21 protein-coding genes are annotated in these 25,350 nt (G+C 43.4%); 5 read left to right on the top strand and 16 right to left on the bottom strand.

All coding sequences use genetic code 11. From position 1 onward, the window contains the following. The first annotated feature begins 118 nt into the window (after positions 1-118). A complete protein-coding gene (locus I4W93_RS13850) occupies positions 119-814 on the top strand; it encodes a 2OG-Fe(II) oxygenase (RefSeq protein ID WP_205312790.1) in 696 nt (231 codons plus the stop codon). 161 nt (positions 815-975) lie between these two features. Here I4W93_RS13850 and I4W93_RS13855 read toward each other — a convergent pair whose 3' ends face one another. After that, positions 976-1,611: a PEP-CTERM sorting domain-containing protein gene (locus I4W93_RS13855; protein WP_205312792.1), complete on the bottom strand. Its 636-nt coding sequence runs from the start codon at positions 1,609-1,611 to the stop codon at positions 976-978. Positions 1,612-2,552: 941 nt separating this feature from the next. Continuing rightward, the gene (locus I4W93_RS13860; RefSeq protein ID WP_205312795.1) at positions 2,553-3,122 is read right to left on the bottom strand and encodes a hypothetical protein; all 570 of its coding nucleotides are present in this window, start codon (positions 3,120-3,122) and stop codon (positions 2,553-2,555) included. Between the two features lie 242 nt (positions 3,123-3,364). Here I4W93_RS13860 and I4W93_RS13865 point away from each other — a divergent pair, with 242 nt between their 5' ends. Beyond that, entirely contained in the window at positions 3,365-3,745 is a 381-nt protein-coding gene (locus tag I4W93_RS13865; RefSeq protein ID WP_205312796.1) for a hypothetical protein, read from the top strand. 64 nt (positions 3,746-3,809) lie between these two features. Here the strand turns inward: I4W93_RS13865 and I4W93_RS13870 are convergent, their stop codons facing one another. From I4W93_RS13870 to I4W93_RS13915, 10 genes are all read right to left on the bottom strand, one after another. After that, a complete protein-coding gene (locus I4W93_RS13870; RefSeq protein WP_205312807.1) occupies positions 3,810-6,731 on the bottom strand; it encodes a UvrD-helicase domain-containing protein in 2,922 nt (973 codons plus the stop codon). 59 nt (positions 6,732-6,790) lie between these two features. Next, complete coding sequence (locus I4W93_RS13875; protein WP_205312810.1) at positions 6,791-7,480, bottom strand: hypothetical protein; 690 nt, start codon at positions 7,478-7,480, stop codon at positions 6,791-6,793. A 16-nt stretch (positions 7,481-7,496) separates the two neighbouring features. Then, a complete protein-coding gene (locus I4W93_RS13880; RefSeq protein ID WP_224673482.1) occupies positions 7,497-8,435 on the bottom strand; it encodes a nuclease-related domain-containing protein in 939 nt (312 codons plus the stop codon). 118 nt (positions 8,436-8,553) lie between these two features. Beyond that, the gene (locus I4W93_RS13885) at positions 8,554-9,987 is read right to left on the bottom strand and encodes a hypothetical protein (protein WP_205312818.1); all 1,434 of its coding nucleotides are present in this window, start codon (positions 9,985-9,987) and stop codon (positions 8,554-8,556) included. Position 9,988: 1 nt separating this feature from the next. Beyond that, complete coding sequence (locus I4W93_RS13890; RefSeq protein WP_205312820.1) at positions 9,989-14,965, bottom strand: AAA domain-containing protein; 4,977 nt, start codon at positions 14,963-14,965, stop codon at positions 9,989-9,991. A gap of 532 nt (positions 14,966-15,497) precedes the next feature. Beyond that, the gene (locus tag I4W93_RS13895; RefSeq protein WP_205312823.1) at positions 15,498-16,442 is read right to left on the bottom strand and encodes a hypothetical protein; all 945 of its coding nucleotides are present in this window, start codon (positions 16,440-16,442) and stop codon (positions 15,498-15,500) included. Between the two features lie 32 nt (positions 16,443-16,474). Beyond that, positions 16,475-18,235: a UvrD-helicase domain-containing protein gene (locus I4W93_RS13900; protein WP_205312826.1), complete on the bottom strand. Its 1,761-nt coding sequence runs from the start codon at positions 18,233-18,235 to the stop codon at positions 16,475-16,477. Continuing rightward, positions 18,232-20,220 (bottom strand): AAA family ATPase, encoded by a 1,989-nt coding sequence (locus I4W93_RS13905; RefSeq protein WP_205312828.1) that lies wholly within the window; start codon positions 20,218-20,220, stop codon positions 18,232-18,234. The genes I4W93_RS13900 and I4W93_RS13905 overlap by 4 nt, the downstream gene beginning before the upstream one ends. Positions 20,221-20,270: 50 nt before the next feature. Continuing rightward, positions 20,271-20,474: a hypothetical protein gene (locus tag I4W93_RS13910; RefSeq protein WP_205312831.1), complete on the bottom strand. Its 204-nt coding sequence runs from the start codon at positions 20,472-20,474 to the stop codon at positions 20,271-20,273. 133 nt (positions 20,475-20,607) lie between these two features. Beyond that, positions 20,608-20,919 carry a hypothetical protein gene (locus I4W93_RS13915; RefSeq protein ID WP_205312834.1) on the bottom strand — a complete coding sequence of 104 codons (312 nt, stop codon included), beginning with the start codon at positions 20,917-20,919 and terminating at the stop codon, positions 20,608-20,610. A gap of 305 nt (positions 20,920-21,224) precedes the next feature. Between I4W93_RS13915 and I4W93_RS13920 the strand changes: the two genes are divergently transcribed. Both I4W93_RS13920 and I4W93_RS13925 read left to right on the top strand, forming a co-directional pair. Further along, positions 21,225-22,094 (top strand): BrxR family helix-turn-helix transcriptional regulator, encoded by an 870-nt coding sequence (locus tag I4W93_RS13920; protein ID WP_205312844.1) that lies wholly within the window; start codon positions 21,225-21,227, stop codon positions 22,092-22,094. Positions 22,095-22,203: 109 nt separating this feature from the next. Continuing rightward, on the top strand, positions 22,204-22,482 hold the full coding sequence (locus I4W93_RS13925; RefSeq protein WP_205312846.1) for a hypothetical protein: 279 nt from the start codon (positions 22,204-22,206) through the stop codon (positions 22,480-22,482). Positions 22,483-22,488: 6 nt separating this feature from the next. On the opposite strand, the gene I4W93_RS13930 is transcribed toward I4W93_RS13925, so the two are convergent. The 3 genes from I4W93_RS13930 to I4W93_RS13940 all read right to left on the bottom strand — a co-directional run bounded on the left by I4W93_RS13930 (position 22,489) and on the right by I4W93_RS13940 (position 24,444). Continuing rightward, complete coding sequence (locus I4W93_RS13930; RefSeq protein WP_205312849.1) at positions 22,489-22,761, bottom strand: hypothetical protein; 273 nt, start codon at positions 22,759-22,761, stop codon at positions 22,489-22,491. 138 nt (positions 22,762-22,899) lie between these two features. Then, a complete protein-coding gene (locus tag I4W93_RS13935) occupies positions 22,900-23,184 on the bottom strand; it encodes a hypothetical protein (RefSeq protein ID WP_205312852.1) in 285 nt (94 codons plus the stop codon). A gap of 51 nt (positions 23,185-23,235) precedes the next feature. Further along, positions 23,236-24,444, bottom strand: a complete 1,209-nt coding sequence (locus tag I4W93_RS13940) for a hypothetical protein (protein ID WP_205312855.1) — start codon at positions 24,442-24,444, stop codon at positions 23,236-23,238. Positions 24,445-24,603: 159 nt separating this feature from the next. On the opposite strand from I4W93_RS13940, the gene I4W93_RS13945 reads away from it, so the two are divergent. Then, positions 24,604-24,858 carry a helix-turn-helix domain-containing protein gene (locus I4W93_RS13945; protein WP_224673455.1) on the top strand — a complete coding sequence of 85 codons (255 nt, stop codon included), beginning with the start codon at positions 24,604-24,606 and terminating at the stop codon, positions 24,856-24,858. Between the two features lie 112 nt (positions 24,859-24,970). Here I4W93_RS13945 and I4W93_RS13950 read toward each other — a convergent pair whose 3' ends face one another. Next, the gene (locus I4W93_RS13950; protein WP_205312858.1) at positions 24,971-25,282 is read right to left on the bottom strand and encodes a hypothetical protein; all 312 of its coding nucleotides are present in this window, start codon (positions 25,280-25,282) and stop codon (positions 24,971-24,973) included. Positions 25,283-25,350 lie beyond the last annotated feature (68 nt).

Here is a 25,350-nt window from a genome sequence, read left to right on the forward strand (position 1 = left end):
AAAGCGTGGCCATTTTATCAGCTGGCATTGTAAAAAAGCAAAAATCTCCCGCGCCAACTTGGTAATTTCTGTTTTACTATAGGCCGATATTACCTTGCACCAAATGAGAGTTGTTTTAATGTGGCTAAATGAACAGCACGTTACAGATGCTGCGCTGCGTACCTACCGAAAAGCACTATTGCGTGCCTGCCCCAATCATCTGGTGATAGATAATTTATTTGCTAACGATAAACTCGAACAAGTCATGCGGATTTTGCAGCGAGATACGGACTGGCAGGCACAACAACACAGCTACTCGGCGTTATATGTTGACGAAACTACCTGGCAGAAAACCCGTAACAGCCAACGTTTTGTGCAACGTGATGTATGGCAACGACCTGCGTTCGATGCGACTCACCCAGCGGCTAATGTCGCGGCAGAGTTTTTATCCTTTTTGCGCAGCGACCAGTTTATGGCGCTATTGTCCGGTATCTTTAACGTGTCGCTAACCGATATCAACGTAGCCAAGCCAGACATTAATACCAATTTCTTTCGTTTAAAGGCGACCGACTTCGTCAATCAACATGCCGATGACTCGCCAGGAAGAGAAGTGTGTATGTTGCTGTACTTAAATAAGGATTGGCAAAGCGACAACGGCGGTGAACTGATGTTTATGGGTAAAGACAATAATCACATTACCATTGCCCCACTATACAACCGCTGCGTATTGTTTAACCCGTCATCAGAGGGTGCCGAACACTGGGTAAAAGCACTGACTACTGACAACAGACAGCATTGTCGTTACAACGTCACTAGTTGGTATTGGTCTGAGTAATGAAATAGGCCCACGTTTATCGCTAGTGTATTGATTTGTTAAAGCAGGAGCATCAAGTAGTACTCGATGCATTAAGGATGTGGCATGAATTTACAGCGGCGGCTAGTTTCAAATTAAAATTTAGTGCGCAATAAATTATCGCGCACTAATTTGGACAATTTTTACTTTTGCTTTCTGTTACGAGCGACAAGTCCTAATAAACCTAGCCCGAAGATAGCTAAAGTCGCAGGCGCAGGCACCGCATTAGGGTTCGTAAAGTCCCGAGAATCACCAATAAAAACATTTGGACCAGAGAAACCAAATAGAGAGTCAGTTTGAGAGCCAGCTATGTAATTTGCAACGCCATCAGTGTCAACTGCCCATGAATTAGAAACATATGCAATGTTTGAATCAAAAATATGGTTTACATTGTTCCATGTATAATTGTCGCTGTTACTTACTCCTACAACTTGATAAATTCCTGGGCCAAGTATAAGTTCAGAAATTGTTACGTAGCGGAAAAAGTCGAACACATCATATGTGTTGGTAACAATAACACTGGCGAGTAAATTTTGGTTAGAATCATATAAAGCCACTGCGTTGTCATCTACAGCGCCAGTAGTGGGATCTGCAAAATAACCAAGACCAGTTACCGTCACCTGATTTAACACCTCAAAATTCAAGGCAAAATCCCAGCTTCCATTTGTAAATGAATTTCCTGGCTCGTCGAAAGTAAAAATAGGTGTTGCAGCTACAGGGGCTGAAAATAAAGCCATAACAAACAGAGCTTTTGCCATTGATGTTACCGTATTTTTCATATGATACTTCCTTATTAATAATTATTTTAGATTCATAGCACGACGCGAGCCAAAGCAAGCAGCATGCCAAGAATGCAAGGCATTGACTTTAATATGATTTAGTGTTTTTTTAATGCGCTACCCGCAAGGAAACTGTAAAGCAAGCTGACAAAGTCTTAGCGCTTTACTCTGATCTTAAAATAATTACTGCACTTCTGCTTTTTACTCCCTTACATGAAATTGAAGTGCAAGTCTAACCCGGAGCCTTCCATCATATAACTATCATCAGGGCGATGATGTGCAATAACAGAACGTCATTTTCCTGCCATCCATGTCACTCGCCCTGCGGGCAGCACTATAGTGCGTCCAAATTTACTGAGGCTTTCCTGCTACAGTCCTTCGCACCAGCGCAAGCGCTGTCCAAAATTGTTCCAAGCAACCTGGTGCTACCGGCGAATTTGTCACTCGCGCCATCCATGGCCCTCGCCCTTCGGGTGGCTGAGCCATGCAAAACGGCTATCCTGGTGTTTTGTCGAACCGAAGGGTTCTCTTCAAATCCTCGATCTCTGCCGCCTTAAAACAAAAACCCCGAGCTTTTGGCCGAGAGAGGGATTATTCCGGGCTTCCTGCCCTCCACCCCTTCGGGGCCGCACTAAAGTGCGTTCCAACTTGTTCCTGACAAGTTGGTCGAACTCAGGGTTCGAACCACATCCTCGATCTCTGCCGCATAAATGAAAAAGGCCCACGTTTTTGGCGTGGGCCTTTTTCATTTATCTGGCGGAGAGAGAGTATTCCACATTGATGTCGCGCCCCTTATTTTTAAAGGGCTCCAGCCTCTCGTTGTTGCACTTACCCCTAAACTTTACCTTTTTTATTTCGCCTTGAATAAATCAAGGTTTCGAAGAGATGCTACCACCAGTGATCTTCAGACACAACTGATGACTCAATCAGAGCTAAAACACTCAAAACCTCGCGATATCACCGCCGATCTCTTTGAAGATATCAAATGGATTGCCGCACATCAGCATCCCTCTGTAGTATCGGGCTAATTTTTCTGGTCGGTATATAGCGTTGACTTTCTCGATATACGAATCAATAAACTCAATACGACTGTTGATTGCTGCACTTTCGGTTTCAGTACTTACTTTAAGACTCTCGATAGCCACCTTCCTTTCCTCAATCAACTCATCTCGGAATTCATGCTCTTTGGCAATACGCATTACAGCGTGTTCGAATGGCTCATTTGAGGATGTATGTAGAATTTGAGTATCAATCACCAACCGGTCGTTTTCCGCAACATAAGTAGACGGTGTATCTAAAAGGTTCTGGATATAACCAGCGTCTCTGAAGGCAGCACGTCGCTCGGGCGGGAAGCTATCAAACCACCTTTTCACAGATTCTTTTGTTACAAGGAACTCCTGGGCGGTGCCAACATGGAAATAGCGAAATCGCTCCATAAATTTAAAGTAATACCGATGAGGAATGTCTTTATATCCCTTTATAACGTCGTCAATATTTACCAGCTCAGTCACTGCAGAACCTTATTATCCTCATTCATAGGGCATATTATGCTTGGATAAGCAGACTGGGTCACTTACTAAAAGTTTGGAAACAGGCGTAAGTGTTTTAATTACCAATTTTCCAGGCCCCTGCTCTCCTTAGTACGAAGTGAAAACACACTTCTTTCTTTGCAAAAAATTCGCCAAATCCGTCGTTAGTTACTCATGAGGGCATTGAAGAGGTCGTGTCCATGCGAAAATAATGAGGACAGAAAATGAATACAACTAACAGTGCTATACGAGTATATCAACGGGCAAGCAAGTCGCCATGGGATGATGCGTCTACGTATTTGCTAATGGCGAATACGAAGAAAGGCTGCAGCGGCGAACCGGTATTTGAGGACTATATCTATCTGCACCGCGACAAAGCCGGGCGTAACTTAGGTATCAGCATCAGCAAGTCGTTGCGTGACAGGCTCAGCGCCACGCAATATCTTGAGGGCGATGAGATGTACCGGGTACTGTCAGCCTGCTCAGCAGAGATTGCTGAGTTCTGCATACAGCACGCGGATGATTTTGAGGCCATATTCGGCTTACCGCCGGATATCTATATGGAAGTAGCTATGTACTACTGGGACATTATGACGAAGCGTTAACCTAACGGCGGGGTATCCCGCCGTTTTTTACTTTAACCTCCCGAGACCTGCTTGGAGGGCCTATTTAAGATAGTGTTTTTAGGCTGGTTAAATAGTCAATAACCTGCTCTTTATGGCCACAACTCATTCCTTCCTTGCGGGAATTGCGGCAGCTCCAAAAGACACCATTACGCCCTGAGCGTTGCAAAATTTCAGCACCACATTTGGGGCAAACCGGCACCCAATGGCCGCACGCATTGTGAAGACAGACGTTAAATCGCCCTTTTCGCGTCATAGCTGAGCCGCATTGGCTACAGCCCGGTTCGGTATGATTACACAGTGGATATTTATTGCAGCCGAAGAAAGCACCAAACTGCCCGGCTCTTGGCACCATGCTGCCGGTTTTACACTTAATGCATTTGATTAGATGGAATAACTGCTGGCTCAATGACGTTTCAAATTCATTCAGTTCCAACGGATACTTGTCGTTTAGTAACTCGACTACAAATTCAGACGCAACGGCCATATCGGTAATAAGATATGCCCGATGTCTGGCGCGGGTTAACGCCACATAAAACAGCCGTCGCTCTTCAGCATATGCAAATTGCTCCTTAGCTGGCAATAAAGCCTCCAGCAGTGGATGCGTTACTTTCTGTGAGGGGAACCCATGCTTGCCGTTTTCTAATCCAAGGATAACGACATAGTCGGCCTCTTTGCCTTTTGACGCGTGAATGCTAAAGCACGCCAGTTTTAACTGATTAAATTGGCGGGATAAACGTTTTAATTCGGCATAGTCTGGTAAGTTAAAGCCAAACCGGCCCAACAGGTAAACAGTACTACCAGGCTCTGCAATCGAACTGATCTTTTGCAGTACCCTTTCTAATCGGTCCGGCTCTCCCGGGCTAATGCGGTTATCCGCTCGCATTAATGAGACGGTCGGTTTAGTCACACGGGTTAAGGTGTTCAGCTGTTTTCTGACCTGCTGAGGGTTTTGCAGCACAAAACGCGAGGCGACATCGCTGATACTATTGTTAAAGCGAAAGGTCAGATCCAAAGGTGTAGTTTGAGTGGGACCAAACCGCGAAATAAAGTCAGTGGTAAACTGCAAATCACTACCAGTAAAACGATAAATGGCCTGCCAATCATCACCTACGCAGAACAGTGACGCTACAGGCACACTATCGCGCAAATACGTAACCAACCGTGCTCTGGCATCGGAAATATCCTGGAATTCATCAACCAGTAAGTACTTCCAGCGGCTTTTAAAACGCCCGATTTTTACATAACTAAGGGCTTTACCTATCATATCGTCAAAGTCGATATGGTTGTTCCTAGCCAATAAGCATTGATAGTCATCAACTACCGGTAAAAGCAAAGACAGCGCAGCTTGAACTTGTTGCGGGTTGTCAGCCGCATCGATGGCCTTATCCAACTGCCCCGGTTCGTAACAATTGGCCCGGTAGCGCTTTAGCAAATCACTTAGCAACTGTGCAAAAGCCGATATCGCACCAAACTCTCTCAACGTCTCAAGCACAGCTTCTCGCGGCAATGGTTCGGGCTTAACGCCAAAGCTCGCGAATTGTTTATCCAGTTCGGTATATAACGTACCGTCCAGATGTTGATAGTGATACAAGGTGACAAGCTTAGTCCCGTGCCTTTGGTGTAATTGCAGCTTCCAGGCCATGCCCTCATGATAGGCTTGCCGGTTTACATAAGGTGCGGTATTGCCTTGTCGGTCAATACCGTAAAACTCGATATAAATACCGTAATCCGGCAGGTAAAAGTCGGGTTGGTACTGGCGATGGAACACATCTGCCGTAGGATGCTCGTAGCGAGCCTCATATTGATATTCAATACCTTGCCTGAGCAGGTAATTCGCTATCAGGCACTCGCCTAAACTTTTTACTTTCTCGCCTTTAAGCGTGCGGATGTCATTGGCCAGTATGTAATCGAAATACGCCCCTTCACTGTCAAAATCAAATGCATTTTTAACCGGATACAGGTAATTCTGAAAATAATCCAACACCAACTTTTGATAAGCAGGCTGCTTTAAATGCTCTTCAAACCATTCATTCACATGCTTTGCCAGCAGCTTATCGTCTTCAGCAAGTGGCGACAGCGACGGCTGTTTCCCCTCAACACTGGCAATAATATCTTTGCCCAGCTTATGAAAAGTACTGGCGGTAATCCCGCAATCCCCTAAACGCTTTTCAATCCGCTCCTGCATTTCAGCCGCGGCTTTATTGGCAAAAGCCAGCATCAGTATTTCACTCGCCTGCGCCTGGCCACTTTGCAACAGATAACCAGCACGCCCCACCATGGTACTGGTTTTTCCAGTTCCGGCTCCAGCCAGCACCAAGTTGTTATCTTCATCGACAACACAGGCTTCCCGCTGTTTTTCTGTAAGCGGCTTGCTTTCTACCTTATCAAAGAACTGCTGGTGCAATGCCAATTGCTTTCTGATGTATTGCTGTCTTAGCAGGTTAAAATCTGCCTCTTTCCAACCTGCTTTAAACTGTAATGTTTCGAAAACAGTAAAATCAACGTTAGGAAAACTTGTTCTATCCGGCAGTGTTTTGAACTGTTTTACTGCTTGCTGTGCCAGCGCTACGACCTGTTTCAATCGGGATGTTCTTGGGTAACCAGCACTCAGCAGCCGCTGTATGTCAGCTAATACTTGCTGCATAGCTGGCGAAAGCTGACTAAACCAAATCCCAGTAAGCCATCTATAATGCTCTTCACAGGCTAGCTTGGGCAGGCCATTAATTAAAAGTTCGCCGCGATCAGTGGTTAAACATAAATCCGCGAAGAACAAACCTTCAATCTTTGTGTTGGTTTTAGTTAAAGAATCGGGCAGCACAGTATAGCGCTGCCCGTTAACCGTTTTTAATTCTAAACGCTCGTCAATCAAGCTTAACGATACCGGCTCTACGCCAAACAGGCGTAAAAACCAATGTGGCTTAATTACTCTACTAATGCCTGGCGTCTCACTACTACTTTGCGTCAATACAAAACCCTTTTTATAGCTTGATAGCAGCCGGTGTTAAATGCGACAGAACTAGCGGGCTACTTTTTAAAGTCTTTGAAGTAAACAACGTTACACTCGCTGTTTTTTGGATTAGCTGGCCCGCCCGTGATATCCAGCTCACTGGTTGTGGGCTTAATAAGGGTTGTGCAGTAGTCCAATAACGCTAGCACGGGCACCAGTTTACCCTTACCTTTATTCACCCGTTTCGGTTGGGTATTCAGGTAAACAGCTAACTCCAGCACTAACTCAGGCGAAAGTGCGTCTTTACGCAGGTCAGCCAGAGTCTGGGTTACCCAAAGCCCGGCGTCTGTCACATGACCGTTTACACCGCGGTCGGTGTTTTTAACCCACTGCGCTTCAAATGTCATCTCGCCAAGGTTGCTTAAAAGCAGCGCTATATCGCTGCTTGGTATTATGTGTGATAGGCGCAAGGTTTCGGCCAACACCCACTGCCATTCCATTTGCAGGCGCTGGGTTAGCTCTTCAATGCTCATTAGCAAGTCTACCGGAATAAACAGCGTAAAACGGCTATTTGCTTCGGTGGCAATAATGGTTTTATGCCAGCTGCCGTAGCGGTTTTCAATAATATGTAACTGCCAGCACATTTGCTCACGGGTGCTGGTAACGGTATTCACCCCAACCTGCTGGCCTGGCGCAGCAGGCAAGCGCGGTAAGTCGGTTTTAAGCCATTTTATTAAAGCGTTGGTGGCGCAGAATTGGTAATGCATAGTCGCAACTTAATTATCATCGGCTATTAAGATTTAACTTCGTTATCGTCGAGCACTCAGCACAATTAAGGCGAAAAACGGATTTTAACTTACTCACCTTGGTATTCTGGCTGTTACATTCCGGGCATGGTCTCTTCAATGGCGTATTGCCGCCACACTTGCCGCATTGCACGTAGTAACCATAACGGCCTGATTGCGGGCTGAGTGTGCTGCAATTGCCACAATGTTTGCACTGCGCAGCAACGGCATCCGAAGGCTTTGCAACAGCGCTAATTGTTGGTGATACCCTTTGTTCTGCAGGCTCAACTGGAGCAAAGGACGTCGTTTCCGGTGTAGCTGTCATCGGCGTTGGTGCTGGCCAGGCTGCAGGCTTTTCGTTAACGCTATAGTTCTGACACTGTTGCGTGTTACCCAGTAAAAACTGGCAAATATGCTGCAATTCATCCTGGTTGAAGGTCGGCCGGGTGTCGGCAATTTTGGCAGCGAGGTTGAAAAACTTAATAAAGTTCATCTTCTTATCTAGTGCATCGGTAATAAACTCAGACTTCACCAATTTATCAGCAATGTCTCTTGGGGCTGCACTTCTATCAATAATGGCATCGCTTGAGATAGCGCAGAACACATCATAACAACGCATGCCCATACCTTGCTGCATACCCAAAAACTTGCCAATGACCTTTTCCGTGTTGTCACACAGGTACTGCTTCAGTAATTTAAACTGCAGTTCGGCCTGCTTAATCGGCGATGGCATGCCACTCCACTGCCCTTTGTAACTTCGGGTCCACTCACCGTATTCATTAACCTTAACCTCACCACGAATACTCTTTGACTCCACTACGATAAAGCCATAGGTGTACACAATAAGGTGGTCGATCTGCGCGCTTTCGCCGTCATGCTCAATGCGTAAATCATTAAGCACCATTACGTTGTCGCTATTTTTGTAAGTGCGACGCAGGAAAAAACGACGTCGTGCTCTTGCTTAATGCCAGCATCCAGTTTGATAGATGCAGAGCTGGTTTGAGTTTTTTCTTTTAAGATCATCGTCCGGCTTAATTTTCAAAGTGCAACTATTATTAGCGTCTTTTAACTAATTCACTAATAAACCCGCAATCATTGGGTTTATCGAATGCGCTAGCATCATTTAGATACTGAGTTACAAGCTGCCCGATATGCGCGATAAAACTATGATTCGTAGATATAAATCCGACCGGCAAGGTAACTGGTAATAGTTCAGGTTGAGAAAAATGATATGAAACAACTGCAAGCTCATCCTCTATAAGAAGGATCTCAACATTTCCATCTAGAAAGCCTTCCTTTATGCCTTTCAAGTAATCTTTATATTCCGGAAACTCACGCTCCCACTCCCGACATGTCCTAATATCGTCAGCGCCATTTATCGGAAGATAAATATTTGGCTTATACAAGGTTTTAGTCTTTGTAGTTGAATTGCTGATCACGTCACTCAGGCTTGATACGAGTCGCTCACTTTTCCCCCAAAACTTGTCTGAAGGTGCTAACCAAAGAAAGGGCTTATAACCTGAATCCTCTTTTGAGTCTCTTCGCTTTTTGATGATTGGAGCCAAGAACTTTTGCAATGTAATCCAATTTTCAGACGAGTAGATAGGGCCTAGAAAAGTATGTCTACCTGAATTGCTATGTTCTTCAAGCAACCTTAGATCATTAATATAGTTAGGATTAAATGCATTACTTTGTGAGTCAAACAGTTTTAAAGTCTCTGTATCACCAACAACATTCATCGCTTTTAAAAGGCTGACAAGATTGCTAGAACTCGCAGATTTATAGAGCTCGGTGGCAATAAGTTCATGCACAAACTGAGAGTCGATAAGTTCAGAGAAATCATTTCGTTCAAGTGGATTACCGTCAATATCCATTTGGAATGATGTTTTCAAACGCAATAGCGATGTACGCAATTTTTTTACAGTTTTTACCGTGTAAACAGAAGGCGATTCAGTTGCAGTGTTATCATTAATTAGCGATAAGTAATTCCTATCCAAAATTTGGTTGAATTGCAGTTGAAAATTTTTCTCAGCCAACTTTTCACTAATTGCAGCCTTACTCTCGTCAACTTTTAAGGAAACTCCTGCACGCCATTTGTCGGAAATATTTTGATTACTGAAACAACAAAACGTTGCTAAATCGAACCATAAATTTGCAGAACTCTCTTTAGTAATAGATAACAATGGCGCTTGGCCCATACCAGGAAAGTAACTCTTCGACTTTTCAGTTAATGTGAGTCGACCATCCATTGCAAGCGTTATTTCGGAACGGTCCACTAAATCAGAGATGACCTCATCAGCCTCCCTCTTGCTAAGTCCAAAAAACTGAGCGATCTGATGCTTACTCATTGGAGCGACATGGACGAGTCGTAGGACATATTCTCTTATAAATGGTAAGCCTCTTTGCGAGATATAGGAAAACTGGATACTAAATTTTTGTGCCGGTAGCAAAAAATCGATTTCGTGGTAAGTGATACTATTGTCTGTCATTTTACTTCCCTGTCTTTACTTGCAAAAACGAATAACCACTGCCTGTGCCATGTTCTTGCATAAACTGAACAACCTCTCCCAAAGGAAGTTCTTTATTTCGCCCTTGCCACATATCTGAATTACCCACAATTAATAATCGGTCCATAGCCCTAGACATCGCTACGTTAATGCGATTTGGCATTCTTAAGAAACCTGGGCTACGGTGTTTGTCTGAACGGGTCAGCGACAAAATAATGATTCTATTTTCTTTACCTTGATAACTATCAACGGTGTCAATTTTTACTAATTCTTTGAAACCATCACTCCATGATTCTTGATTAAACTTCTGCCTAATAATTCGTTTTTGCTCTGCATACATGCAGATGATCCCAATTGCAGCTTCATCCTTTTTAGTCACTGCTGACAAGCTTGCGACGAACTCGCTGTTTTCGGCAATTTGCTTTAGAACGAGCAAGATCTGGTCGGCTTCTACACGGTTATAAATACTACTCCCCTTACCTTCTAGATGATAAGAACGTCCACCTAGAGACGATGTATCCAACCAGGACACATAGCTTTGTAATGCTTCAGGCGCATTCTCATAGATATTGGGGATCGTTCGGTTACCGTTTACTAATTTTCTTTTTTTATAGAAAGTTTCCGAAACTAGAGTCCCTATCGCTGGAGCCATCCGGTATTGCGTAAGAAGAGCTGCACTCGCTTGAGCGCCATATTTAGAATCAAAGGCTCGTGCAAAGTCACTTTGCAGAACTTCATCTAATTCGGCTTTTGAGTTTTTAATACCAAGCCTTAAAGCTAGTGCATCTTTATGAGCATCAGAATAAAGAGGTGGTAGTTGCAGGTGATCGCCAACCAGTAACACACGCCGCCCAGATTGCATTGCAATCGCTAATTCACTGGCAATTGAACGCGCTGCCTCATCAATGATTACCCAATCATAAATATTCTCGCTGATCCCAATATGCCCCTGGCCAATACCAACACAGGTGCCAACGACAAGTTGCCTTGAGCGTGCGTAAAATTCATCAAGATTGACTCGTTCACCTGCAATCGCTTCTTGCATGTCACGGCAGATTTTTGCCAAAGCTCTGACTTTCAGCGCCTCATCGGGCCTTACTGCATAATCAGCACAAAGCTTTGAAAGAACATAGGTCTTCGCGTCTGAAACTCTGGAATCAGCACTTAATTGAATATTATAGACTTCACTTAGCTTCGTTCGTATCGTATCATCAAGTCCGACCACTATACGTTTTAAGGCAACCTTGTCGTTTTCATCTTTTGACTCATCAATCTGGTTGAATAATGCGACCAACTCATCAATTTGCCTAAATAGTTGTAACTCAGCCAAGACAACAGCCGAAATAAATTCAGCATCTAGTCCTATTGCATCTTTAAGCAATTCAACGCGATACTTTACTTCAGCGTTAAATAGTTCGCGTTTTTCGGTCGTAATTGAATTTGAATAAATGTCTTTAAGCGCCTGAGATACCGCTCCTTCGCGGTTACTAAATCGAACCACCTCTATGTCAGTGTTCAATCTTACACAGTGTTTTCTTATTCTCTCTGCAGCTGTATTTACTGCTTCATGCGATTGACTGACAAGTAAAATGCGCTTTGCATTTTGGCTCTCAATCAAATAATGCACAAAAGCGGAGATAAACTCCGTTTTACCCGTCCCCGGTGGGCCTTGTAGCAACGATACCGGGCCTCGACTGATAAGTGTTCTCAATGCATCACGTTGCTGCTCATTGAGTCTAATGATACCACCATGTCCATCTACTCGGTCATACCGTGAGAACTCTTCTTCGCTAATAGAAATGCCATAGTCAACTGCATCATATTCACAGGAAGGGTCGAAATAATCTTGGAGATTGGGAATGACACTTTCACGATCTAAAATTCTTTCTAGGGCTTTGCGGCGTTTGCGAAATGAAGATCTGTCTTGCTTAGAGCGAAAATAAACAATATCGTTTTCTTTAAGACTGAACGCGGCAGGTTTCGGCTTCATCAACCGGATTTCTTTTAGTGCCGAATTTTTTAGGGAAACCTCACCAATAATCCTTTCCGCATCATCCCTATCAATAATACTTGCTGTGACTTCATCGCCAGGGCTGAATTCACCTAGCGGGTCGATATCTGCAGCATAAGGAATGATTATTTCATTTGATTTGCTATCAACTCGAGAAATTTCACCGTCAACGCGGATACTGGGAGACGACTCAGTTTCTGTTTCTAATATCGCTTGCCATAGTTTCTTAGTCGGTATTGAAAGTTTATTTGTCTCGGAAACTACGCTTTCTTTCGCTTCTAAAAGACGAAATGCTTCGAACAATTGCGATGTCACAACATCGTCAGGTGTTGCAGGTTGCTCGTCCTTGCTTTTCATTAAAGTAATTGTTCGCGTAAATGCTTCATGAGAGTTTAAATAACTGCTCAGGGGTTCAAGAACCGTCGCGCGACCAGAAGAAACTTTTATTGGCACGTTTATTTCGAATTGACTTGAGTCAATGTCTCTTGGGCTAATTGAGGAACGTTTAAAAGAGTGCGCAACGTACACCACAGCGCTTTGGGAAAGGTTATAAACTACTTTAAGCACACCACCAATTCCGAAAAAAGTTACCGTTAGTTTCGAGGGCTCAGACTTGTGTGGTTCTACAGCGACATATAGATGTCCATTATCCGGATAAAGGGTGAAAGGTTCATCAAGCTTGTTAGTAACAATTTCAATCAACTGCTCTTCAGAACTTTCAGTGGACTGTTCAAGGGCTTTCCTAAAGCGAGCCAAGCTCTTGAAACCAAACTGCCTATCATTTTTTTCAATAGCCGAAACTTCTGATAATGCCGAATAAAATGCTGGATAACGGTCCTTTTCGTCCGAGACCAACTCAAAGGACATTTTAATTACTGCAAAAATATCACGCTCTATTGCAGAACAAGTATCGATAAATTCCGGACTATAAGCATGATTTTTCTGCTCATCACCAGCTTGGTTAAAGTCAGGAATATCTATTATAAATAGTGAATTAGTCCCAGACTCAATCATCACATTACCTGGATGAAGATCTCCATGGCTCACGCCAAGATGGTGCAACTGCTCGACTGCAGAAACTAAGCTAATGATCAATGACAGCTTCGCTTCAAAATCGGCGCATTGGTAGTCACTCCAGGTTAAGCCGTCGATAAACGCGGAGACCAAATATACGCTGGAAGATTTTGTCGCGATCCCGAACTCAAATATTTCCGGAAGAAATGGTGGTCGGATTGATGCAAGCTTGCTTAACTGTTTTAAAAATCTTAACACCTGAAAGTCAGTAACGGGATCTTCACCCCTAACCCCCATATTTAGCCAAGCTTTTACTAATTTACCATCAGAGATGTAGACTTCTTTTTCTTCCGTTTCAATCAAAAAATCCCCATCCTCTTTAAACTGTCTGGAGTGATTAATTGGATGTCGGTATGGATCAAGTTCAGAAGAATCAAAGGTTGGTATTGAAATGCCACTAGGTTCTTCACGTTTTATCGCAGCAAAAAACTCTCTGGCTGAGCCAAAACTGGCTGAAATCGCTGATAGCACAATAGGGGCATACCATTTATCACTGCTAAGTATTTCATCCTGCACAGATTCTAAAGACTTAGGTGACATTCGTTTGCCATTGAGCAAATGCCAGACGACTAATCCAAGTGCATGGACATCTTGTTGAAAGGGTGAAAAATTTCCATCACCAAGCATGTCTTTTGCTTCAACGGCACCAACGGATAACGCTGTACGATAATCCCCAACAGTGCCAATAGGTTGATGGTAAGCAGAAATAAAGTTAGAGAGGGATACTTCTTTTGCGTGCGAGATCCACAGGCTATGATCTGCAATATCTCGGTGCGCGATTTTGATGTCGTGCAAATCAGCAAATTTTGCGATTAAGAGTTTCGCCACATTTAGGCGATCACCCTCTGCTAAACCAATACCGTACCTGCCAATAAATTCGTTGAAGCGGACATGCCCTGGAGGAAGCTCGTATATTTCATAGTAATGCGTTGTCACTTCATCACGTTGAAATGAGGTCAGCGACCTTAAACAATGGTTATAAAGCTCTCGATTTTGATGATTAATATGCTGCAATACTTCTCGCTCACGAGAAACGATCTCAGCACGTCCATCCAGCGTCTTTGATTTATGACCATCAAGATGGTTAAAATCCCAAGCTCTTAGTAAGGCTTGGGTGCTCGCCGAATTTTCTGCTGTTGCCAAATATTCTTTATAAATCTTGCGTGGATGTTCAAAGAAAATTTCAGTCGCAGAGTATCCATTGATACGAAGTGCTTTCGGCGCGGTTTGCGGCCCTAAGAACATCTCATCAAATAGACCAATATCTGCTTGCAAACATTTAGAGTTGGAATGTGGATTAAAACGACTATTGAATGTTTTTTCATCAGCTAATTTCAGAAAATCTTTTAGCGACATCGTGTGATTGAGATCTACTTCAGGCAATTTACTGAAATCAGCATTTCCCGTCATCACAACAAAGAAATGGACATGAGGTGGAAATTTTGAATTAGTAAACCGTTTAGCAATCTTCTTTATTTTGTTTTCTAACGTGAACTTCTTATTTCTCGTCGTGCTTACAGGGGAACGAGACATGTCCTTGTTGCCCTTGAACCAACGGTCATTTTTCGCTGTAATCGGTTCATGATTCCAGTCTTTCAACTCAACAATAATCAAATTGCAGTGCGTGACAATCACAAGATCAAACTCGCCATCATGGTTTTTCGAATCAACGAATCGGAAACCGGCATAGCCTTTCCAGGGAAACATGCCACTTGGCTGTTGAGCTAACCCTAAACCACGCATCTGATCTTGGATCGAGCCGCCTCTGGCAGTGGCGTTTGCTTGGACAGGTTTAACAGCAAATGTTTGTTGTATTTTTTCGATTGCTGTAATCTCTTGCTCTTGTAAACCACCATCCCAAATTTCTATTTTCAAATCTAATCCCTTAAAAATTTTATAATTTTTTGCGCTTTTAAAGCTTGTTCTCGCAATTTAGTACCACAAATTTAAACATCTGCAAAGGACGTCGTCATTACAACAATCGTCCTTTCCCACACCATCCCACCAACCAACCTAATCCAACAAAATAGCCTTTTGCATCAGCATCTGGTTGTTCTGGTAAAACGGCGCATCGGTATGACCTAAAACGCTTGCTGTCAAATTGGCCAGCTCGGGAAGGTTATCCAACAACTGCTCTAACGTCAGCCCTTTTAGTAATCGTTTTTAAAAACGTACATGTCGGCTTGCCCGAAAATAGTTGATTACGGACATCACTGAGAAGAATATTGCCAAGCCGAATAACAGCGCTATAAATACCGCACTTAGGCCCTCCGGCGAGGTAAAGTCACCAGCCCAAAGCCTGGAAAACTCCGGCAATAATTTTGTTAAACTGTAATTTGTTGTATCCATATTGCTGTCCATGCTCATCACTGCATTTCCCAGCTATTGTTATAAAGTTTATTGGTGCCTACTCAGGCACGCTTTCTGCTAATACTTCGTCTTTTAGCTGAGACGCTGCTTGTTCCTGATGCTGTTCTTTTACTTCAGGTTCTTCATCTATTCGTTGTTTTTCTTCAGCCAGAAATTTGCTGTAACCCACTGTAGGCTCTGCCAACAACACCATGGTCATGCCAAGCACGGCTTTTGCCTGCGACCGCGTAAACTGCTCAGAACCATGCGCACCAAGCTGACACACGTTTTTGAGTTGCTCTCTGATGCTGAGCAGTCGTTGCTCAGCAGACATCTGCTGTCGTTGTTCGCTCTTTGCATGTGCCAGCCTGTTGGCTTCAGCTGAGTCTCTTTTGTCTCCTCGCACTTCTTCGATGTGCTCGATTATACAGCGACACTGCATAACAGCGTCTTTGTAATGGCCTACTTCAATAAACTCTTGTGCTTTAGCAATTAACTTTTCAGGCTCACCGGCACAATCAGGCATTGGTATTTCAAACAGCACTGTTTGGCGGAAACCAGCATCTTTCAGCGCCTTTAACCAATGGTCTCTCAAAATGCTGACTTCTGCAGTATCCGAGTTTGCCGTATTCATACCGTCCTGAAACGAAACGTTGCGCAGCCATACATTTAACTTCAAATCGCGATCTTGCCGATTCTCTTCGATGAAATTAAGTTGCTCTTTTGATAGCACAAACTCGAAAAAAATCTGCTCTCGACTTGGATAGTTTTTACACGTAATCAACTGGTTAGAAGACAAAATGCTGTTAGCAATTACAATCCTTGGCTCTAGAAGCTCTAGTGTTAATCGAATATCAAAAATCATGATCGGGGGCTCAAATCCTCGATGTGAGCTTTGAAAAATAAGAGTAAAGCCGTAACCACCAGCTGCTTTTTTTCCATTAACACTGGCCTCGTAAATTTCGATAATTTCGCTGCCGTTATGTCTGAGTGATGTTCTCATTTAAGCCTTCTAAAAATAATCAATTTGAGTCTTCAATTACCCTTGAAAGGGTTACCTAACACATTACTTTTGCCAAAAACTTGCTCAAGCACGCTAAGAGATGACTCCGACAACTTTTGTGTAAAGAGGAGCGTAAGGTTATGTTTAGCTCTGGAACAACTGACATAAAACAAGTTTCTACTTCGTTCAAACGTCTCTTGTTTTCCCGCTGGTACGCCGTCATGTATCCATGTAAGCATTTGGTCCCAGTTGTAATGATTCCAGCCACGACCACAAACCACCAGAACATTATCGAATTGAGCACCTTTTACCCCATGCTTAGTCGAGAAAGGGGTTTTGTCATTTATGTATTCTGCCAGGTTTGAGACCTCGCTATATTTGACTGCCCGCAACTTGCCAATCTTCTCTACAAAACTCAAATCGTCAGCACTCAGTTCAACAGGAGGGGTTGCTGATAGTATTTTGTAACGGTTTTCAGAATCTGAAACCTTCGCTGGAACCCTAGGCGTATTCGTTGTCATTAATAAATCTAAAACATCACCAATACTGGCATTCGCTCTTCGCTGCATTAGATCAGCAAGGTTTGCAATCCACTTTGTTTTGTCCATTTGCGACGTTAAGTAAGATCTGCTTTTCTTTTTTATCTGAAGTAATTCACCATACTTTCTATGCTGGAAAGCAAAAGCGGTCGACTCAACAACATCAACGAAAAACTCAATGTATTTGTCATTCTTTTTCAGATAATCTTCTGGATACTCAAAGCAGTCAGCCAAATTCTTAAAATTTTGCTCTGTCGCTATCAGGTTGTTGGTCAGAAATAGTATTTTGGTTTTAGATAAAGACATATCCCAGCCATGCTTAGCCATTAAAGATTTGGTTTGCTGGATAAATACCCTTGATTCAGCCTCTGGAAGGTCATCCTTCCAATGACCTCCTGTTTGCCTAATTCCTTGCCACCCATTCGAATGATAGATTTTTAATGTACCCTGAGAGTTTGGATCTGACTCAGCCTGCGGCAACTCAGGGCGCATACGATTGAGGCATTCAACAATATTTTTATCTGAACGGAAATTGGCTCGTTTGCCAATCTCTGTAATTTTTCCGGCAGGGCTCACAATCAACCCACATGCTTTAGAGCCATAAATTTTTTGCCAATGATCGCCAAAAAAACCAATAACAACTCCCGAGTCATTATCAATCAGGTTATGCACAATGCTTGCAGCGAGTTCTGCATCTGTATCTTGATACTCATCTATGAAAATAAACGGGAACTTACTTTTCAATAATTTCTGAAATTTAGGAAATTCCAACATGCGGGCCATCAAGGCAACTACGTCATCATGATGTAGTGATATTTCATTACCCTTTATGGACGCAAATCCTAAATCGTACTTTACAGTCTGGCGCTGTATCCCAACTGATTCAGAAATCCTCTTTTGCCATTTTTCACCCAAAGTAGGGATAAGCTCCCTTAATTTATCTTGGTAATTTTGCAATACACTCCAACTAAAGGCGTGAATAGTATCTGCAAAAATAATCGGGTTATTATCAGTTCTGGTCTTAATCTCGTCTTTGGCCACGTTGGTATAAGTGATACAAGCCACCTGCTTTCCAGCTACAGCAAACTCATTGGCACGAACAGAAATTAGGTATTTAATAGACTCGATTAACGAATATGTTTTTCCTGCACCAGCCCCCGCCTCCAATCTGAAGCATTGCCCCTGTTCAATACAGTGTCTTACATTTTCGAGTGTCTCGGCTGATGCTATCTGCGCTGGGTTAGGCGGTGTCATGGCTGCACATCCTCAACAGCATTAGGCGTCTGATCCAACCACGCCAATCCCTCTTGTATGTATTTGGGGACAAGCCAATCTGTATGTTTAATACAGTAATCAATCGCAAAATCAGCTTTGCTCTTTTTACCTATTTCCTTTGCCTTGTTAAAAACTGCAATTTCAAGTGCATCACCAGTTAGCTTATCGAGCTCAAACAATTGGCTATTTGCCAGAATAAATGCATCTTCAAAACTACGGCCACATAAACCACTGACATCTTCATTTACCTGGAACGCAAGCCGTCTGCATCCGTGAATTTTTGAATCAGAATCTTTAGCACGAACAGCTGCCAAATCAGAGTAACCATCCCCACCAAACCATTTTGAAATCCCTACGTTACTTGACCTGTCCCCCTGGCTTACCATTACTCCAGAATGATTTTGCTTTGAATCTACTGAATCAAGATCAGTTATAAAGAGGGTCTTCAGCTCCAGAAAATCAATGAATTTATAGAAGTGATGCGCATATGCCCCACCAATCTCTACTAAGGATAGGTATTTTTGTTTTAAGTTAGTCCCTGTCGTGGAATCCACTTTTTTGATCATTTCAGGCAACAGTATTCTCTCTGTTGCACCTTCAACGAGAATGGCCCGGTCAGCAAAATACAAATCGCACTTTGTTAACGTCAGATATTTATGCAAGAACTCTTTATCACTTGCATCCTCAGGACCGCGAAAGGCAATTCCAAGGTCTTTTACCCTAGTCTCATCTCCACTTTTTGAGAGAAAATATCGAATTTTGCTAAAATCAGCTTCGTTGGCAATATGTGAGGAATGCGTACTAACGATAAATTGTACAGGCCACACTTGCTGATCATTTAACTCTCTCTGGAACTGTCCAACAATCAATTCAAGTTGCCGAATGAACACTTCCTGCATTTGCGGATGAAGGTGAGCTTCGGGCTCTTCAATAAAAATAACATGCCCTTTCGGAGGCGTTTGATAGCTTTGAAACTCTCGGAAATACTCGTAAATGCGGAACAAAATGAATATTAAGTTCCGCATTCCTAAACCATTATAGGTTTCAGGCAAAGTAAAGTGATCGTCACGTTGGTAATAGACTCTTGTGTGGCTTTCCAACAGTGACTTCACATTAAGCTCGGTTGCAGCACTTAAGTTAGGATCATGCAGCCCCGGATAACCAAAAATAGTTAAGGTTGGCAGTAGTGCCTGAACTTTTTCTTGAAAGTCAGTATCTACTCTCTGTTGCAGCTCTTCGACAACAGTATTGATTTCATTCGATTGAGCTTTAAAAGCATCCGGCGCACCAACACTGCTCGAACTTTTGAAAATGTTTCCTAACGACTTACCCAGCACATCACGTTCATTATGCGTTTCATCATCTAAACCTCGTTGAGCATTTATGAGCCCCGATAGCAGCAACTTTTTAAAGGATGCAAACTCAACACGAACTTTGTTGTCTGGGTTAGTTGGTTCTATAGCATAGACGACAGCTTCGTAATAATGCTCAATACGCTTTCTAAGCTCAGAGAAATACTGCTTGCGATTTTCATTGTCGAACTGGCTAAAAAATTCAGCAATCTTGCCATCTTTTAATTGATATGAAACCAGGATAATCGTATCAAACAACTTATCATCAAAATCGATTATAAAATCGCCTAAAACACCATATTCATCAGCATTATCACGATAATTAACCTGCAGCTCTAACTCAATCGTTGGAAGTATTGGCCTAACAGCATCGTCTTCCGCACCGCCTCTTACAGCATTTAACGCTTCTTCAAAACCTTTCAGGCAAGATTGGTTGAAATCTTCGTAACGCACCTTAGGCCCAGCGGGGTTCAGAAAGCTACGAAATGCCTCAGCAAATGACGTTTTCCCAGTGTTGTTACGCCCAACAATTAATGTTGTTTTATCATCAATTGAAAACGAAACATCTTTCAGCAAACGATAGTTTTTAATGCGCACATTTTTAATATTCATTTTTCATCCCTGAAATAAATCTATAGCTGACCGGAAAAAGTTTCTTTGGATTAAAGTACTGCTGAATGTTTGCGTTGGGGGAACACCGGCGGCTGTAATTTGGCGTTAATCAATCCGACAAACTTTTCCAACAGGCTGCGCATTTTCATCAGTGCACTTTGTGGATCACTACAAGCGTAATCCTGGGTAAAAGCAGCCATCTGGTAAAGCTCGGGTAGCGCTTCAAGATGTTTAAAATTTGCAGCTTGCTTCATTGCGGTGTATTCCTGAAATCCTTACCAAAAAAACTTAGCACCTAATATTGCTCGGTTAAATTTTCTGTATGCCTTCAATATATTGCTGCAACTTAAATGACGCAACTAAATTAGGTACTCAGAGCGATTACTATCACCGTAGCCGTTTAAATGCCGGTTCGTCGAAGTAATCATAATCGCCCAGCTTTAACGCCTGTTGGCGGCGGGTTTGCTCTTTGGGCTTACGCTCGGCAATACTGACGCCGAACACGTCCTGGTGTACCTGCTCCATCAGTTGCTGCACTTCGGTGCGGCTGCAAAGCTCTAATAACTCACCAGCATGGATAAAACCCTGAGTGCGCAGGCGTAGATCTGCATTGTCTTTATCCGCCTTGCTGGCCTGAAAGATATCGCTAAATTGCTGTTTCAGGTTGATGAAAAACAGCTCGCGCTGGGCGTAGTTCATTTGCTCTCCTTATTTTGCTTGAGGTGGCATCCCTGCCTGGTTAATCCCTGTTACATCCTGTCGATGCATCCTGCATCTGCTTCTGGCCTACTGTAACTGTCATCAACAGTGACATGTCATCCGTGTACTGTCATATTAGGGCGTTTCGAAATTGACGCCATACTGTGCAGGTGTTCAGTGTATGGTTTTCAGGCAGATAGATTAGCTTTTATCCGCGTTGGCATTTTTATACCAGGCAAAATGACATAAATTGCCAAATAGGAATGTATCTACTGCTACACAGTAAAAACACAGGTAATAACACTATGGAAGTAACTAATACAGGCTGGCCTATACGCTGGGAGCTACTAATGCGCTACCGGCTGATTGAGATAGTGGCGCTATGGGAAGGCCGTTTAACCACTAACCATTTATGCAACAGCTTTGGCATCGCCCGCCAGCAGGCATCGAAAGACATTAATGCTTATTTGCGAGATGTTGCGCCGGGTAATTTGGTGTATGACAGTAAACTTAAAGGCTATAAGCCTAGTGACACCTTTACGCCGAAAGTAACCAGCGGCCTGGCTGATGAGTACTTGCATGCCCTTGCCAGCAGCAAAGACTTCGCCCACACCTTTAGCCAACTTGATTTAGGCTTTGCCCATACCGAAATGCTAAGCCCGCCACTGCGCCAGGTAAACCCGGATATTTTACGCGCTCTGGTGCAAGCCGCCCGCGACGGTAAAAAGATTGATATGGGCTATGTATCGCTAACCAGCCCGGATGAAGAAAGCCGCATAATTGCGCCGCATACCCTGGTATGCACGCCACTGCGCTGGCATGTTCGCGCGTATTGCGAGAGAAACCGTGACTTTCGGGATTTTGTGCTCAGCCGCTTTCGCGGTATTAATGATATTGAAGGCGATGCTGATATGCACCGGGAAGATGATGTGCGCTGGAATAGCATGGTGAATATTATTCTGGTGCCCGACTCACGCTTAACTGATTACCAAAAAGCCATTATTGCCGAAGATTACAATATGCAAGATGGCAAACGAGTGATACCGGTGCGCTCTGCCTTAGTGCCTTATGCCGTGCAAGCGCTAAACCTGGATTTGGCCAAAATAGAAGCCCGCCCGGAGGCGCAGCAAATTATGGTGGCGAATTTAGACGAAGTGCGCGGCCATGCGTTTTAATGGGAATATGTAACATTAAGATACAGGTTAATTTTTACCCGGCGCGTTAAGGCTTTTCAAAAATTGGCCGACAACCTAAGCTCAGGCAATGCAAATAGGAGCCATCGCCATGAGCAAACACACAACGCCAAACGTGACTGAACAGCAAACCAATGAACTACGTTACCTGCACAAAGTAATGCAGGCTATTCAGATTTTAGGTGAGCAGCCAAGCCTTTGTGTTGTGGCCTACGGCAAAATATGGCGCTACGGCGATTTACTTAAAACCGCCGTACGTTACGCTGAACTTGCCGAGTTGCATGGCTATGATACCAGCGCCTTTAAGCACTGGTTTCAAAAAGACATGGCCGTATTTGCCCAGTACGGCGTGGCACTGCGGGTTAGCTAAGCAATTTTAGCCAAGCCCCGCTATTTCCTCTGCGGTGTAGTATTCATCCGGCAGGTAAACATGATTTAGCATGGCAACCACGCCACTGACAAAGTTTTCATCTTTGGTCATTTTCATTAGCTTTGCGCCAATACGCTGAATACGGATCTCTGTTATCTGCTCAGCAAAAAGGTCAAGTTGCGTCGCGCCATACGCCTCTTCACTGAGGTTAAACTCCTTATCAATAACAAGCTGTGCCACTTCAAGCTGCGATATTAAAGTTTTGGTTACTGAATTCATTTGATGCTCCGAGATAGTTGTGGAATTCAGAACTAAATGCGCTCAGGCCTAACGAACTTTTCGCGATTTGTAGCAAATAAAAATGAAAAACCCCGGTTTTTACGCCGGGGCCTTTCGAGGACAACCTTTTGAATTTTGCTATCTGTTTAGATAGCGCCTGATATACCAGCAGGCTGCTAAAGGTGCATACACCAGTGGGTAAACCAGCGCATTCACGACATCATGGCCACGCCGCTTTGCGTGTATGTTATAAGCGGCATAGCCAATCATGCCACAGGTATCAATTACGCTGATTAGAAACAGCAGATACACCGCTTTATCTTTATCAGGTTCATGCATCAGTATATTTACCAGTGGGCTAAACATTACCACCACAACTAATGCACCTAACAACTCACAACCTAATGTTTTAATGCCTCTCATGCACGCCACGTCCCATTAGCCCATGCTTGTCAGGAAATACAGCCTCAACATTTAGATTACCCAACCTGGCATATCTTTGTACTTAACGTCACCGGTTTTGAACAATGTTTTTTCCACATTGGTATCCACCACCTTATACTTGATTGCCATACCGATATTTATGCTTTTAACCAAATCAGCTTTTCTAATATTGTTAAATGATTTTCTAGAGTAAATACTGTATTTATGCAACATGATGTCTTTATTGATTGACCTGGGCGGTAACGACAAATTCAGGTTTGATAAGTTTTTAATTTCGTCTCCTACATATAGCGACAGACTGTCGATTGTCACATAAGAATCGGTTAAATTAGTTAAAGTCATTACGCCATGTCTGTCTGACGTTGCAGAAACGTACGTATCCGATGCTTTAAACATCGGTGCATAACCGTAGTTCCTTACCCTATCTATCTTGTAAACAACAGGTTTAATCTCAAGTTCATCTAACGGCCCCCATTCCTGCTCGCATCCCGAGATGGTATGGAAAAATGACTCTAAACCTTCACAACGCAGAGTGAAGCGAGTTTTTGCATAATCGTTATTTGCAACCTCTTGAAGTTTCGATCTGAATTCATTTGAAGATTGCCAAAAAAAAGATGCCCCGGAATACGTTCTAATTGGGTCATTTTTAACGATATAGACTTTAGGTGTACCATCATATAGTTGGCTATTGTCATTCACGACGAGCGCTCCGGGTAGCTTAGCGTTTAGGTACTGCCATCGTTTATCAAATTCAGCTTGCTTGTCAGCAAAAAATTGGGGGGATTGATGGTAGATTTTATTAAACTCAGCGATGAGTTGCTCCCTAGGTTGCGCTACCAAGGCTTCTGCTAAGGCTTTTTCAAATAATTCTTCGTCGAAGCTAATAGTGTTGTGCTTGATGTTTTTGATTCTAAACATTGCCAATTTATCCTGCTTACACTCAGGATCTTCGTCCGTCTTTTTATCACCCGCACTAATGCCTTCATCACACTTAACTAATGCCGTTTTGATGTTATGTCTCAAGGTATTCAGATTGATAACATTGCTCACCGCCCCGAAAGAAAAATCACGAAAGAAATAGCGCCCTTCAGGGGTCACATCAAGCTTTGCGAATACCGTAAAATCAGAAACAATTTTCTCTGGCACAGGTCTCACTTTTACCTTATTACTAGCACAACCTGCCACAAAAAAGACGGCAGCCAGTGCGGTTAAGCCAAAACGTTTATTAAAACAATCCATTAGAAATCTCCAACACTTCTCATTACTTGCCTGAATCTACTTCAAGACGTTCTTATTTAACCCATGCCACAACACGAATGTCCCCGGCTTTGGGAAGGGTTAATTCTACCTATTTGGTTCCTTTTTGGAACATTTTTATATGCAGATTACTGTGCGCTCATGAAAACAATCCATGACCCCAGATATCAAAGTGCCATCAAATGGTTAGCTGCTGCCCGCAAGCAGCAGGGCCTGACGGTGCGCCAATTCGCCGAATTGATGGGGCACAGTCATTCCTGGGTGGTTAAAGTTGAGAAATGCGACATCTCGCTGGATGTGCTTGAATTTATCAACTATTGCAAAGCCCTGAAGTTAGATCCCGTCGAGGGCTACCGGCTTATGCTTCCCGCACAGAGTACTCCCGCTAATCCTTAAGCTGCTTTTTCCTGGTGCTTTTGTACACCAGCACCACCAGCCCAACCGTTAACAGTAAGATCGGAATTAACCACAAATACTCATTCATCTGTCTATCCTCTGCTCTGAGCGGCTACCAGCTATCAAAGCCAGAACCGGTGCTGTAAGAATCATCGAAGGAACTTGAAGAGCCGCTGTCGAACATATCCATTGTTGAACAACTGCTGTGATCGTCAAGGCCGGTGACTATGACGTCACAACTAATAGGGGTACTGTTATCAGTGCCGTAAGGGTTACCCACTGAATCAAGGCCACCTAGACCACCAACCATCAGCAATCCGCTTGCAGGGTTAACCTCAAGTTGCTCAGACACTGAATCCGTCACAGATTCAAACCGGACAGAGCCGTCATCAAACAGCCCGCTAAACCAACTATAAAAACTCATAACTTTTTCCTTATCGTTTAAATGCCAAAATTCAGCCCGGCTTGTCAGCAGTGTTTAGCGCTACCAAG

Origin of the sequence: Rheinheimera maricola, assembly GCF_016918075.2 — a bacterium.
Lineage (GTDB): Bacteria > Pseudomonadota > Gammaproteobacteria > Enterobacterales > Alteromonadaceae > Alishewanella > Alishewanella maricola_A.